Source organism: Cupriavidus sp. 05T313, from assembly GCF_056396665.1.
This window is the reverse complement of record NZ_JBFTLX010000001.1, coordinates 42,125-55,787: the sequence shown is the minus strand read 5'-3', so window position 1 is coordinate 55,787 and position 13,663 is coordinate 42,125. Positions and strand designations below refer to the sequence as shown.

Here is a 13,663-nt window from a genome sequence, read left to right as displayed (position 1 = left end):
CGTTATGCGTAAATGATATACGCATTGCGTAATCTGGCGATGCGGGTTAACGTGGATTAACGCGGGTTTGCGGGCGCCGTGCCAATGTTCCTGACGCGGCGGCCCGCACCGCACTAGAATCTCCGGCCATGAAGACAACACTCGATCCAGACGACGCCGCGTTGCCCGCGGAGCCGCCGGCGCGCGAGCGGCGGCAGCGCGTGCAATCGGCGCAGACCGGCATGACCGTGCTCAAGGGGCTGGCCAATCTCGGCGGGCGCGCCAGCCTGACCGCGCTGGCCGCGCATATCGCCGAAAGCCCGGCCAAGGTGCACCGCTACCTGGCCAGCCTGATCGATGAGGGGCTGGTGGCGCAGGAGTCGGGGTCGCAGCAGTATTTTCTCGGCGTGGAGGCCATGCTGATCGGCCTGGCGGCGATGCGGCAGGTGGATCCGGTCCGGATCGCCGAGCCGTCGCTGATCCGCTTGCGCGAGAGCCTTGACGTCACCTGCTTCGTGGCCGTGATGGGGAACAAGGGCCCGACCATCGTGCGTTTCGAGGAGCCCGGGCTTCCCGTGACGGTCAATGTGCGCGTGGGATCGGTGTTGTCGATGTTGTGGTCGGCCACGGGGCGCACGCTGCTCGGCCTGCTGGACGAGCCGCGCGTGCGCGCGATGGCGGAAGAAGAGCTCGCCGCGGCGGCGCCGGAGTTGCGCGCGCAGCTCGATCGTGACGATCCTGTCGGGGTGCTGCGAGAGGAAGTGCGGCGAGCGGGGTGCGCGGTGGTGCGGGATACCAACCTGAAGGGCATCAGCGCCGTGGCCGCGCCGTTGTACGACTACACAGGCCGCATCTGTGGGGTAATCACGGCGCTGGGCGCCACGGGCGGCTTCGATGCCGCGATGGACGGGCCGATTGCCATCGCCGTGCGCCGCGAGGCGCAGGCGGCCAGCGCGCTGCTGGGATACGCCGCGGCACCGCAGGGCGGCGGTGCTGTTTAATGCTTGCCAGGGCGCGGGCCTGTCAATCAGGCCCGCCGGCTCAGGCCTTGCGCTCGCCGCCCAGTGCTTCGGTCAGATCCGACAACATATTGGCCAGTTCGCCGGCCATCATGGTGAAGTCGCCGTCGAAGCGTTCGTCTTCATCGCTTGCGCTGGCGCCGGCCTGTTCCTTGATCACGTCCAGCGGCGCCACGCGCTTGATCGTCAGTGACTCGGTCAGCACGAAGGACACGCGGTCGTTCCAGGTCATCGCCAGGCGCGTGCAGCGCTTGCCGGCGGCGATATGGCGGCGCAGGTCCTCGGCATCCAGCGGGTGGCGCACATAGCGCACCGTGGCTTTGCTTTCGGCGCTGGATTGCAGTTCCATCTCCTGGTCGACGGTGAAGCCGGCCGGCGCCGTGTCGGTGGCCAGCCAGTCGGTCATGGCGGCGACCGGCGACTGGTTCACATGCAGGTTTTCCAGCGGCAGCGGGTCGATCGCCTTGAACAGCAGGCCGCGCACTTCGTCGGCCTTGGCGGGGGCGGCGGCGTCGATGGCAAGCCAGCCGTTGACCGGATCGATCCACACACGGGTGTCCCGGCGGATGCTGAACGCGCGCGGCAGCAGCTCTTCGGTGATCTGTTCCTTGAGTTCGCGCATCTGCTTGCGGCCCGGCTTGAAGCCTTGCTGCTCTTCCAGCTCGGCGGCGCGCGCCTTGGTGACCTGGTTGACCACGGTGGAGGGCAGCAGTTTTTTCTCGGTGCGCATGGTCAGCAGCATCTGCTTGCCGACCTGATGCACCAGGGCGCCGTTTTCACGCGGCGAGGCCCAACCCTGGGTCTGCATTTCCAGGCTGGTGCCGGGGAAGAAGGCGTGGCGCGCCAGGCAGGCTTCGACCTCGTCGGCGGCGAGGGACCACGGTGCGGACAGACGGTGCAGCTGGAGATTCTTGAACCACATGGGAATTCGGCCAAAGGGAGCGATTCTAGCCGGTTAGCGTGTCGGATGCGGTAACAATGCGTGAGGGAGTTTGGCCGGAGTGGCGGCGCAGTGGCAGCAGGGCCGGAAAAGACAGGGGCCGGGCTGCTTTCGCAACCCGGCCCCGCATGCAGGCCGGCGTCAGGCCGGCTTGCGTGGCTTCAGATATCGAGCTTGCTGATCTTCGAGCCTGTCAGGCTTACGCCGCCCATCAGGCCCGCGTTGGTGACCACGAAGCCAACGATAGGCTGCTGGGCGGTATTGGTGTCCAGCTGTCCATTCGCGCCGATCGTCGCCAAAGCCACGGTGGCGTCCACGCCAGCGGTCCAGCCGCTGCTGGCGACGAACTTGTCGAATGCATCCTGCGTAATGAACATGAGGATGACGGCCTTGGACTGCGCCCCGAACTGAAAGCCGAACGAGCCCGTGATGAGACGGTAATAGCCACGGTTGGCGCCGCCCGCGCGCAGTGCGCCATCGCCATATTCGCCGCCCACGAAGAAGCCGGCCGAGATGACGTTGGGGAAGACCAGGATGCCGCGCGCGCGGTTGGCGAGTTCGTGCGAACCCTTCGCCGTCTCGTACAGCTTGTTGAGCGTACCGTCCACGCCGCCATCGATCTCGCGGCGCTTGGCCGCCTTGTCGGTGGGGGCATTGGGTGTGGTGGTACACGCGCCCAGCAGGCCTGAACTTGCCACCACCAGTCCAGCCCCTACCGTCAGAAACGATCTGCGTTCCATGCTCACTCTCCTGATTGTTTTACCTCTCACTGCACCGGATACCCCGGAGCCACTCTGCGCACCCCACATAAAGGATAGGCGTAATCGGCACTTGTAGAAACTTGAAATCTCGCCGCTAATCTTGTTCTCGGGTTTTCCCGAAAAGCCGGCGTACTCCCACCGTTTCTGGAGCAATATACAAGGCATTCTTGCGAATGGCTGTAGGACGGAGAATGCATTTTTGAGGCGCGGCGTCCTACAAGCGTGGGCGCTTTGCAACAACCTGTTTCATCTGGACAGGAACCCGGCCGCGCGAGATAAGTCCATGACACATGAAATCCGTTCTCGCCCTCATTCCCGTTACCTTGCTGGCAGCGGCTTGTGCTTCGCACGCGCCCGCCGATCCGCAAGCCTCCGCCGAAGCCAACGAGCAATGGCAATCACTGCGCGCCGCGTACACCACGTGCGCCAAGGACCAGGCCGATGCCGGCATGTCCGGCCGCGCCTCGGCGCAGGATCTCGCCGCCTCCGCGCTCAAGGCTTGCCAGCCGCGGCTGGACGCCATGCGCACGGCATTTCGCGAGTACCTGGACGCGCAGATGGTGTCCTCGCATGGCCGCGACGGCGCGCGCCAGGCCGCGGACCGCGTGAGCCGGGATACCGAAGCCAAGACCCGCAACTATCTGGTTCGCTACGTGGAGCGGGAGCGCTACACCGCCAGGCAGTAACGGCATGGATGGGCGGCGTGCATGGGCCGCCGCTCACGCCGTTCTTGCCTCGCATGCCTGAGGGGGATCGCGTACTGTGGTGTAATGCGCGGGCCCTGGCGCGCAAGTCCGGTCCCGTCCGGTTCCGTTCCGGGCCGCGTCGGCCGACGCGGCAGCCGCGCCCCACCAACCTCAAAGCGGTCCCTTCCGATGACTCTCTCTCCCGAACGCCTGCAGCTAGCCCACGAGCGTTTTCTTGCCGACAATCCCGAAGTGGTGGCGCTGCTCAAGGTGATCACTGAGCGCCATGCACGCGCTGCCGGCATGAGCGTGGAAGCCTTCCAGCGCTCCGAACTGGAGCGTGCCATCGGCCGCGAAGCCAGGCTTCGGCGCCTGAGCGTCGAAGAACTGCTGCTTGTGTACCTGGGCGAGCGCGCGGCGCCGGCACCCAGACGCTAAGGGCCCGGGGCTTGCTTTACCGGGCCGCGCGCCGGGCGCAGAAATAGCCAGGCGCAGGCCGCTCCGCCGGTGGCCAGCAGCGCCGAGAGCAGCATGACCCAGCGAAAACCTGCCACGAAGGCGTTGTCCACTGCTTGCCGGACGGCCGCTGTCACGAGGGGATCCGCCACCATCGGGATCTCTATGGCGGCGAGCTTCCCGCGTTGTGCCAGTACGGCCAGCGTCACCTGTGGCGGCAGGGCGCCGGCCGCCGGCGATTGACCAGGCGGCGCGCCAAGCGCCCGCTCCAGCCGGTGGTCGAACACGCGCGCCATCACAATCCCCAGCACCGCAATCGCCAGCAGCGTGGCCACGCGTGCCGCCGCATTGTTGATGCCCGACGCGGTACCGGCCGCGCCCGGCGGCACCGCATTCATGACCGTGGTGGTTAGCGGCGCCACGCTGATCGTCATGCCGACGCCCAGCACCAGCACCGCGGGAAAGAAGGTCAGCCAGTAACTGCCGCCGCTGGCGGGTAGCGCGAACAGGGCAAAGCCCGCTGCCGCCACCAGCGGGCCCACGATCAGGGGTTTGCGCGCGCCGTGCCGGTCCACCAGCCCGCCGGCCCAGCCTGAGAGCAGGAACATCAGCAGGATAAACGGCAGCAGGGCGGCACCGGCGGCCGTCGAGGAATACCCCTGCACCTGGATCAGGTTGAGCGGGAAAAAGAACAGGCCGCCGCCCAGCGCGGCGTAGAGCAGCAGGGTGAGCAGGTTGGCGCCCAGGAAGGCGCGCGAGCGGAACAGCGCCGGCGGCATGACGGGATTCGGTGCGCGGGCCTCCACGATCACGAACAGGCCAAGCGCAAGCACGCCGGCGGCAGCCGGTATCCACACCGCAGGGTGGCCCCAGCCCAGCGCCGGCGATCCGATCAGGCCATAGACCAGGCCACCCAGGCCCAGCGCGGCGAGCAGGCTGCCTGCCCAGTCGAGGCCGCCCGCTTGCCTGGGGCCGCGGCTGTCCGGCACGCGCCAGAACACGATCAGCAATACCGCCGCAGCCAGCGGCAGGTTGACCAGGAAGGCCGCGCGCCACGACAGGTGCTCGATCAGCCAGCCGCCCACCACCGGGCCTAGCGCGGTGGTCATGGCGGTGGCGCCGGACCAGGTGCCGATGGCCTTGCCGCGCCGGCTCTCGTCGAAAGAAGCCGACAGCAATGCCAGGCTGCCCGGCACCAGCAGCGCCGCGCCCACGCCCTGCGCCGCACGCGCCGCGATCAGGTGGCCGATGTTGCCGGCCAGGCCGCACCATGCCGAGCTGGCGGCAAAGATCGCCACGCCCAGCGCGAAGACGCGGCGCCGCCCGAAGCGGTCACCGGCGGCGCCCCCAACCAGCAGCAACGCCGCCAGCAGCAGCGCATAGGATTCCACCGCCCATTGCATGCCGCTCAGGCTGGCGCCGAAGTCCTTCTGCAGCGCGGGCAGCGCCAAGTTGACCACGGTGCCATCGATAAAGGCCATGCTCGAAGCCAGGATGGTGGCGGCCAGCACCCACGGCTCGTCGGCCCTGGCGCAGGGCGGCCCGCCGGGACTGGCCCGGATCGCGGCGTCGTCGCACGGGCCCTGGGCCAGCGGGGTTGTGGACATGTTCAGCGGCAGGCTCGCCGCCCCCCGGTCACGGTGCCGCCGGTTCCAGCGGGCGAAGCTCGCCCAGCATGGTCGGGATCAGCTCGGCCACCGTGGGGTGGATGTGCATGGCGCGCTGGACCACGGTGTACGGCGCGCGCGCATACATCGCGTCGAGGATGCAGTGAATCACCTCGTCGCCGCCCACGCCCAGCACCGCCGCGCCAAGGATCTCGCGGCTGCCGGCATCGACCAGGATCTTCATGAAGCCCTGCGTCTCACCCTTTTCCACGGCTCGGCCCACCCGGGTCATCGGCCGCATGCCCACCAGTACCTTGCGCCCGGACTGCCTCGCCTCGTGCTCGTTCATGCCGACCCGGCCCAGCGGCGGATCGGTGTAGAGCGCATAGGCCGGGATGCGGTCGCCAACGGTGCGGGCGGCTTCGCCGGGCGCCGCGTCCAGCAGATTGGCGGCGACGATCTCGAAGTCGTTGTAGGCGGTATGGGTGAAGGCGCCGCGGCCGTTGCAGTCGCCCAGCGCCCAGATGCCCGGCACATTGGTGCGCAATTGCTCGTCGACCTGGATATAGCCGCGCGCGTCGACGGCCACGCCGGCGCGGTCCAGGCCGAGGTCGTCGGTATTGGGCCGCCGGCCCACCGCCAGCAGCACGTGCGAGCCGACGACTTCGGGCGCGCCATGCGCGCAATCCATCTTCACCGCGACCTCGCCGCCGCGCTGCTCCAGTTCGATGCACTCGGCGTCCAGGCGCAGGCCGATGCCCTCGGCGGCGAGGATGTCGCGCACGGCGTCAGACACATCGGGGTCCTCCCGCTCGATCAGGCGCGGGCCGCGCTGCACAATGGTGACCTCGCTGCCGAAGCGGCGAAACATCTGGCCGAACTCCAGCCCGATATAGCTGCCGCCAACCACCAGCAGATGCCGGGGCAGCGACTCCACACGCATCATGCCGGCGTTGGTCAGGTAATCCACCTGGTCCAGCCCCGGCATCGGCGGCGCCGATGCGCGCCCGCCCACGTTGATGAAGATCTTGCCGGCGCGCAGCACGGTGTCGTTCACGCGCACGGTATCGGGGCCTTCGAAGCGGGCGTGGCCGAGATAGACGGTGCCGTGGTCCAGCTTGCGCATCCACGTTTCCACGCCATGCCTGGCGTTGCCGACCACGCCATCCTTGCGTGCCTTGACCCGCGCCATGTCGACCGTCACCGGCCCGGTGGGCACCACGCCGTATTCGGCCCCGCGCCGCGCCAGGCGGGCGGCATAGGCGCTCGCCACCATGGTCTTGGTAGGGATGCAGCCGTTGTTGACGCAGGTCCCGCCAAACGCCTGGCGCTCGATCACGGCCACTTTCTGTCCGTCGGCGGCGAGGCGCGCTGCCAGCGGGGGACCGGCCTGGCCGGTGCCGATGATGATGGCGTCGTAGTCGATGGTCATGGCGGGGGCTCCTGGGACGGACTGCGATGTGATGGGCCAGCGCCTGGAATCACAGCATTTCGAGCGGATGCGGGCCGCGCGGCGGCGGGAAAGCCACGTCGAGCGCGGCCAACTGCTGTGGCGACAAGCGCAGCGCCAGCGCGCCGTGATTCTCGCGCAGGCGTTCGCGGTGGCTGGTCTTGGGAATTGCGATGACGTTGTCCTGCGCCAGCAGCCAGCCCAGCGCGGCTTGCGCCGGCGTGATCCCGTGCTGCCCGGAGAAGCGGACGAGCCCGGCATTGCGCAGCAGCGTGGCCTGCTCGATCGGCGAGTAGGCCATCAACGGCACCCCGTGCTGGCGCAGCCAGGGCAGCAGGTCCCATTCGATGCCGCGGCGGGCGAGGTTATATAGCAGCTGGTTGGCCGCGACCTGGTTGCCGCCGGGCACGCGCCAGAGCGCCCGCATATCGTCCAGGCTGAGGTTGCTGACGCCGAAATGCCGGACTTTGCCCGCCTTCTGCAGCGCCATGAAGGCCTCCATGGTCTCGGCCAGCGGCACGCCCCCGCGCCAGTGCAGCAGGTAGAGATCCAGCCGGTCGGTGCCCAGCCGGCGCAGGCTGCGCTCGCAGGCGGCCACGGCGGATTTGCGCCCGGCGTTGTGCGGGTACACCTTGCTGACCAGGAAGACCTCGTCGCGCCGGCCCGCGATGGCTTCGCCGACCAGTTCCTCGGAGCGGCCCTCGCCGTACATCTCGGCGGTATCGATCAGGGTCATGCCGAGATCCAGGCCAAGCCGCAGCGTGGCGAGTTCCTCCGCGCGCGCGGCCGGATTCTCGCCCATGTTCCAGGTGCCCATGCCAAGCGCGGCAACGGTTTCGCCGCCAGGCAAAATCGCGGTCTTCATGTGGTAATCCGGTGAAGGAGCAGGCAGGGGCGGGCAGCGTGCGCCGCAAACAGCACGCACGCGACGCCCGGTTACTCACACACACTAGGTAAGGACGGCGCGATGCACAAGGTGCGGCGCAGCGCCGCATTCAGACCACGCCGGTCAGGTAGTACACCGTGATCACGAAGAACACGGCCATGGTCTTGATCACCGTGACCGCGAAGATGTCGCGGTAGGACTCCCGGTGGGTCAGGCCCGTCACCGCCAGCAGGGTGATCACCGCGCCGTTGTGTGGCAGCGTATCCATGCCGCCGCTGGCCATCGACACCACCCGGTGCAGTACGTCGAGCGGGATGCCGGCAGCCTGCGCGCCATGGATGAAGGTGTCCGACATGGCGGCCAGCGCGATGCTCATGCCGCCGGAAGCCGAGCCGGTGATGCCGGCCAGCGTGCTGACGGAGACGGCCGCGTTGACCAGGGGATTGGGGATGCTCTTGAGCGCGTCGCTGACCACCAGGAAGCCGGGCAGGGCGGCGATCACGCCGCCGAAGCCATACTCCGAGGCCGTGTTCATGGCCGCCAGCAGCGCCCCGCCGATGGCGCTCTTGCTACCCTCGGCAAAGCGGTCGCGCACCGCGCCGAAGGCGGTCGCCATCACCACCACGATGCCCAGCAGCAAGGCCGCTTCCACCGCCCAGATCGCGGTCACGGTGGCGATCTGCGTTTCCACGGGCTTGGCCAGGCCGGGCAGCGACACACTGTAGCTGCTGCCGTACCACTGCGGAATCATCCGCGTGAAGACGAAATTGGCCACGCCTACCACCACCAGCGGCAGCAGCGCCAGCGCGGGGTGCGGCAGGTGCCCGGTCTGGCTGCGCTCCGGCTCGTTGCGCAGCGCCGTGCCGTAGCCTTCGCCGCGCGCCATGGCCGCGCGGCGGCGCCACTCCAGGTAGGACAGGCCGACCCCGACGATAAACAGTGAGCCAAGCACGCCCAGCAACGGCGCTGCCCAGGTCGTGGTCTTGAAGAAGGTGGTGGGGATGATGTTCTGGATCTGCGGCGTACCCGGCAGCGAATCCATGGTGAAAGAGAACGCGCCCAGCGCGATGGCGCCCGGCATCAGGCGCTTGGGAATATTGCTCTGCCGGTAGAGCTCCGCCGCGAAGGGATAGACGGCGAACACCACCACGAACAGCGAAACCCCGCCGTAGGTCAGCAGCGCGCAGACCGCCACGATTACCGCATTGGCGCGCGAGCGGCCGATATAACGGATGGCGGCGGCGACGATGGACTCCGAGAAGCCCGACAGCTCGATCACCTTGCCGAATACGGCGCCAAGCAGGAACACAGGGAAATACAGTTTGACGAAGCCGACCATCTTCTCCATGAAGATGCCGGAGAAGACGGGCGCCACGGCGGCGGGCTCGGTCAGCAGGACGGCGCCGAGCGCGGCCACCGGGGCGAACAGGATGACGCTGTAGCCGCGGTAGGCGGCGAACATCAGGAAGGCCAGCGCGGCCAGGACAATCAGGAAAGACATCGGTTCTCCTTGTGTTTCCCGTGCGCGCGGTGCTTTTGGCTCCGCGCGCAACGGACCAGGTGCCGACTTTGCCACAGCTTGCTGCGCTGCGGAATGTCCTGCCTCAAAGGCCGGTGCCGGCCGGTAGCTCCGGCCCGCTGCTCAACCGTGGTGATAGCGGTACTCCTGCGTCAGCCCGCCATAGCCGTAGGTGGCCGCGCGCGCGTCGACAACGTGGATGTACGAGACCGGATGGACGTTGCCGATCAGCTCCGACAGCGACTCGAACACTTCCTTCAGGAACTGCGCCTTCTCGCCTTTCGTGTTCGTTTCATCGGTCACGCTGATATCGAGATGGAAGGCATTGCGGCCGAGCTCCGAGAGCGGTTCGCCGCCGACGATCCAGGCGTCGCGATCGATGTATTGCACGGAGACGACGATGACTTCCGGCTTCTTGCCGAGTACGCGCTGCGTGATCCCGGCCACGGCGGCGGCGCTGCGGCGGGTCAGCGATGCATCGGGTTTGCCGGAGATCTGGAGGTTGATGTGGGGCATGACGGGCTCCTTGGCCTGAGGTTGGCGTTGCTTCGGTTCAGCGGGTAAGTGATGCCATTCTAGGTTTCTGCCTTCCATCGGGAAAACGGGAATTTGCGATATTATCCATCGTCAATACCGAAACATGAGGGAGGTGGTCGATGCGCGCCCTGGAACTCGATCAGCTACGCACCTTCGTCACCGTGGCGGAGGCCGGCAGCCTGTCGGCCGCCGCGCCGCGGCTGTTCCTGTCGCAGTCATCGGTCAGCGAGCAACTGCGCAAGCTGGAGGAGCGCGCGGGCGTGCCGCTGCTCACGCGCGGCAAGCAGGGCGCCTCRCCCACGCCCGCCGGCATGCGCCTGCTGGAACATGCGCGGCGCATCCTGGCGCTGTCCGAACTGGCGTTGCAGGACTTGCGCGGCCATACGCTGGACGGCGAACTGCGGCTGGCGGTGACGGATTACTTCCGGCCTGGCGAGATCGCCGGCATGCTGCGCCGGCTGCGCGAGCGCTATCCCCACCTGCGGCTGCATGTCACCGTGATGAAGAGCGGCATGATCGACGCCGGAGCGCTGACGGATGCCTTCGATATCGGCCTGTCGATGCGGCTGCCGGGCGCCCGCGGCGGCCAGCGGGGAGCGCGCGGCACCGTGCTGCGCCGCGAGGCGCTGGCGTGGGTGGCGGCCGAAGGGGAGGCCGAGGGCATCAGCGCGCCGCTGCCGCTGGTGCTGCTGCCAGATACCTGCTGCATGGACCTGTTTCCAATTGCCTCGCATTTTTGGTCTTTTCGGTATTTTCTCTTTTCCTTAATCGACTAACAGCATGTTGGGTGCTGTTTTGGCCGCTTTTATCGCGCCCGGATATGCATCCGCGTTTTTCATTGACAATTGTTGCCAGTGAAAATGATAATGCGTCGCATTTGTATTTCAATCGTTACAAATCATTACATCGATGCGCCTTATTCTTCGCCCAATCCATGCCGCCGTGCTCGGCGCCTTTGTTTCCCAATCCGCCGTCTTCGGTACCGCGCAGGCGCAGGCGAATAGCACGGCCAGCCTGCCCGAAGTCACTGTGAAGGCCGCCGCTGGCAGCGACCCGGGAGAGGGCTACAACCCGGCCAGCACCGGCAGCGCGACCAAGATCGACGCACCGCTGCGCGATATCCCGCAGACCGTCAATGTGGTGACCGCCGAAGTGATGCGCGACCAGCACGCTACCTCGATCCAGGACGCGCTGAAGAATGTGCCGGGGGTGAGTTTCTCCACCGGCGACGGCCAGCGGGATCAGGTCAGCATCCGCAGCTTTTCGGCCATCGCCGACCAGTTCGTCGATGGTATCCGCGACGATGCGTTGTACTTTCGCGATCTGTCCAACGTCGACCGCATCGAAGTCGTCAAAGGCCCGGCAGCGGTGCTTTACGGGCGTGGCTCGTCCGGCGGCCTGATCAACCGCGTCACCAAGAAGCCCGGCCTCGATGTCACGGATCTGGCGCTCAGCTATGGCTCCTGGCAAAGCCGGCGCGCCGAAGCCGATGTCGGCCGCGTGGTGAACGACGCTGCCGCCTGGCGCATCACTGGCGCCGTGGAGAAGGGCAACAGCTACCGCGACCAGCAGTTCATCGACCGCTTTGCCGTGGCGCCGTCGCTGGACCTGCGCCTGGCGCCCGAGACCACGCTGCTGCTGCAGGCCGACTACCTGCAAGACCGGCRCGTGACCGATTTCGGCATCCCGGCGTACCAGGGCCGCCCGGTCAACGTGCCCGCTTCCACCTACTATGGCGCCGCCAACGCGCGCGACGTGGACTACAGCCAGTCGCGTGTGTACTCCGGCACCGCCACGCTGAACCACCGCTTCAACGAGCAATGGTCGCTGCGCAATGCCACGCGCTACTACCACTACACGCTGGACCGGAACAACACGCTGCCGGGCTTGGTCAACGAGGCGCGCCAGACCGTCACGCTGACGCGCTCGAACGTGGCGCGCGCCGAGCGCGGCTGGTTCAACCAGACCGACCTGATGCAGAAGACCACGCTGTTCGGCATGAAGCACGAGTTGCTCTACGGTGTGGAGATCGGCCAGCAGAACAAGGACCTCGTCAGCTATTCCGCGGGCACGGTGGCCACCGTATCGCTGTTCAATCCTGTGCTTCCCACGCTGCCGCTGAACGGCGGCGCGCTCACCGCCAACAGCCTGGGCACCTTCAAGACCCTCGGCGTCTATGCGCAGGACATGGTGAGCCTGACCGAACACTGGAAGGCGCTGATCGGCCTGCGCCACGACCGTTTCCAGCAAGAGACCGTCGATCATCGCCCCGGCCAGCCTGGCCTGTCGCGCACCGACAACGCCTGGAGTCCGCGCGCGGGCCTGGTGTGGCAGCCCACCAGGACGCAGTCCTACTATGTCTCGTGGAGCCGTTCGTTCCAGCCCTCGGGAGAGGCCTTCGCGCTGGCGGCCAACAACGCCGATATCGCGCCGGAAAGCACGCGCAATACCGAGGTAGGCGCCAAGTACGACTGGCTGGATGGCCGCGCCAGCACTACGGTGTCCGTGTTCCGCCTGGAGCGAAACGGTATCAAGGCAACCAATCCGCTCACCTTGCAGCTGGTGCCGATCGGCGAGCAACGTACCGACGGCGTGGAGCTCACCACCTCGGCGGACCTGTCGCAGGGCTGGCGCGTGCTTGCGGGCTATGCGTATCTTGACGCGCGCGTGACCAGATCGGTTGCGGTCGATGCCGGCCAGCAGGTACAGGGCAAGCGCGCTACGCTGACGCCGATGCACAGCGGCAACGTGTGGCTCACCAAATCGCTGGGCTATGGTTTTGGCGTGGGTGGCGGCCTCAACCTCGTCGGCGCGCGCTTTGCCAATCCGGGCAATACGGTCACGCTGCCGGGCTACGTCACCGCCGATATGATGGCGTGGTACCGCCGTGGTGCGTTCGAGGCGCAGCTCAACCTCAATAACGTGTTCAACCAGGGCTATATCGTCTCAGCCCACGGTACCAGCCCCAACCTGAACATGCCCGGCGCGCCGCGCAGCGTGATGGCGACATTGCGCTACCGGATGTAAGGCTGGCACGGCGGCGCGCCGCGCCGCCGCCAGCCATCAGGTGGATACAGGCGGATTCAGGTGTCGGTCCACTGCCGCAGGAGGTTGTGATAGCAACCCACCAGCGAGCGGCGCGCGCCATCGTCGGCGCCGGTCTGGTTGAGTTTCTGGATGGCGTTGTCGAGGTCGAACAGCAGTGTGCGCTGCGCGTCGTCGCGCACCAGGCTCTGGATCCAGAAGAAGCTCGCCACGCGCGTGCCGCGCGTGATCGGCGTCACCTGGTGCAGGCTGGTGGCGGGATAGACCACCATGTCGCCGGCTTCCAGCTTGACGCTGTGCACGCCGTAGGTGTCTTCCACCTGCAACTCGCCGCCGTCGTAGCTGGCGGGGTCGCTGAGGAACAGCGTGGCCGAGATGTCGGTGCGCAGCTTGCGGCCGTTATGCGGATGGATGCGTACGCTGCCGTCCACATGCGGGCCAAACGTCATGCCCTCGCCGTAGCGGTTGAACATCGGCGGGTAGACGATATTGGGCAGCGCCGCACTGATGAACAGCGGATGCCGTTCCAGCACGCTCAGGATCAGTTGCTGGCACTGCAGCGCCACGTCGGCGCGCTCGTCGATCTGCTGGTTGAACTTGACCGGGGCGCCGGAGTAGCCGCCCGATACGCGGCCATCCACCCAGGCGTCGCCGGCCTGGTCGAGCAGCTCGCGCAGTACGGCGAGCTGTTCCGCATTGAGGACCTTGGGAATGCAGACAAGCATGACGATCTCGGCAGGGTTCGATAGCGGCGCCGGGAGAGGTCCCGGCGTTGCCG

At 67.1% G+C, this 13,663-nt stretch carries 12 protein-coding genes and 1 pseudogene; 5 read left to right on the top strand and 8 right to left on the bottom strand.

Annotated elements, in window-relative coordinates:
- Nucleotides 1–128: 128 nt before the first annotated feature.
- Nucleotides 129–980: an IclR family transcriptional regulator gene (locus tag AC1DKD_RS00250; RefSeq protein WP_441625564.1), complete on the top strand. Its 852-nt coding sequence runs from the start codon at nucleotides 129–131 to the stop codon at nucleotides 978–980.
- 40 nt (nucleotides 981–1,020) lie between these two features.
- Here the strand turns inward: AC1DKD_RS00250 and AC1DKD_RS00245 are convergent, their stop codons facing one another.
- Nucleotides 1,021–1,920, bottom strand: coding sequence for a recombination-associated protein RdgC (locus AC1DKD_RS00245; protein WP_035875521.1), 900 nt, complete (start codon nucleotides 1,918–1,920; stop codon nucleotides 1,021–1,023).
- A 179-nt stretch (nucleotides 1,921–2,099) separates the two neighbouring features.
- The gene (locus tag AC1DKD_RS00240) at nucleotides 2,100–2,678 is read right to left on the bottom strand and encodes a BPSL1445 family SYLF domain-containing lipoprotein (RefSeq protein ID WP_441625562.1); all 579 of its coding nucleotides are present in this window, start codon (nucleotides 2,676–2,678) and stop codon (nucleotides 2,100–2,102) included.
- A 311-nt stretch (nucleotides 2,679–2,989) separates the two neighbouring features.
- Here AC1DKD_RS00240 and AC1DKD_RS00235 point away from each other — a divergent pair, with 311 nt between their 5' ends.
- Together AC1DKD_RS00235 and AC1DKD_RS00230 are read left to right on the top strand one after the other, a co-directional pair.
- On the top strand, nucleotides 2,990–3,385 hold the full coding sequence (locus AC1DKD_RS00235) for a hypothetical protein (RefSeq protein WP_428178970.1): 396 nt from the start codon (nucleotides 2,990–2,992) through the stop codon (nucleotides 3,383–3,385).
- 189 nt (nucleotides 3,386–3,574) lie between these two features.
- The gene (locus AC1DKD_RS00230; RefSeq protein WP_441625559.1) at nucleotides 3,575–3,823 is read left to right on the top strand and encodes a DUF6388 family protein; all 249 of its coding nucleotides are present in this window, start codon (nucleotides 3,575–3,577) and stop codon (nucleotides 3,821–3,823) included.
- Here the strand turns inward: AC1DKD_RS00230 and AC1DKD_RS00225 are convergent.
- From AC1DKD_RS00225 to AC1DKD_RS00205, 5 genes are all read right to left on the bottom strand, one after another.
- Nucleotides 3,820–5,448, bottom strand: coding sequence for an MFS transporter (locus AC1DKD_RS00225; RefSeq protein ID WP_441625557.1), 1,629 nt, complete (start codon nucleotides 5,446–5,448; stop codon nucleotides 3,820–3,822). The two genes, AC1DKD_RS00230 and AC1DKD_RS00225, sit on opposite strands and share 4 nt — an antisense overlap.
- A gap of 28 nt (nucleotides 5,449–5,476) precedes the next feature.
- Nucleotides 5,477–6,880: an FAD-containing oxidoreductase gene (locus AC1DKD_RS00220; RefSeq protein WP_441625555.1), complete on the bottom strand. Its 1,404-nt coding sequence runs from the start codon at nucleotides 6,878–6,880 to the stop codon at nucleotides 5,477–5,479.
- Between the two features lie 49 nt (nucleotides 6,881–6,929).
- Nucleotides 6,930–7,763 (bottom strand): aldo/keto reductase, encoded by an 834-nt coding sequence (locus tag AC1DKD_RS00215; RefSeq protein ID WP_441625553.1) that lies wholly within the window; start codon nucleotides 7,761–7,763, stop codon nucleotides 6,930–6,932.
- Between the two features lie 130 nt (nucleotides 7,764–7,893).
- The gene (locus AC1DKD_RS00210; protein WP_441625551.1) at nucleotides 7,894–9,285 is read right to left on the bottom strand and encodes a GntP family permease; all 1,392 of its coding nucleotides are present in this window, start codon (nucleotides 9,283–9,285) and stop codon (nucleotides 7,894–7,896) included.
- Nucleotides 9,286–9,426: 141 nt separating this feature from the next.
- The gene (locus AC1DKD_RS00205) at nucleotides 9,427–9,819 is read right to left on the bottom strand and encodes a tautomerase family protein (RefSeq protein ID WP_441625549.1); all 393 of its coding nucleotides are present in this window, start codon (nucleotides 9,817–9,819) and stop codon (nucleotides 9,427–9,429) included.
- Nucleotides 9,820–9,959: 140 nt separating this feature from the next.
- Here AC1DKD_RS00205 and AC1DKD_RS00200 point away from each other — a divergent pair.
- Nucleotides 9,960–10,565: pseudogene (locus tag AC1DKD_RS00200) on the top strand (LysR family transcriptional regulator); the annotation flags it as partial.
- Between the two features lie 184 nt (nucleotides 10,566–10,749).
- Nucleotides 10,750–12,867 carry a TonB-dependent receptor gene (locus AC1DKD_RS00195; RefSeq protein WP_477142804.1) on the top strand — a complete coding sequence of 706 codons (2,118 nt, stop codon included), beginning with the start codon at nucleotides 10,750–10,752 and terminating at the stop codon, nucleotides 12,865–12,867.
- A gap of 56 nt (nucleotides 12,868–12,923) precedes the next feature.
- Here the strand turns inward: AC1DKD_RS00195 and AC1DKD_RS00190 are convergent, their stop codons facing one another.
- Nucleotides 12,924–13,610: a Fe2+-dependent dioxygenase gene (locus tag AC1DKD_RS00190; protein WP_477142803.1), complete on the bottom strand. Its 687-nt coding sequence runs from the start codon at nucleotides 13,608–13,610 to the stop codon at nucleotides 12,924–12,926.
- Between the last annotated feature and the right edge of the window lie 53 nt (nucleotides 13,611–13,663).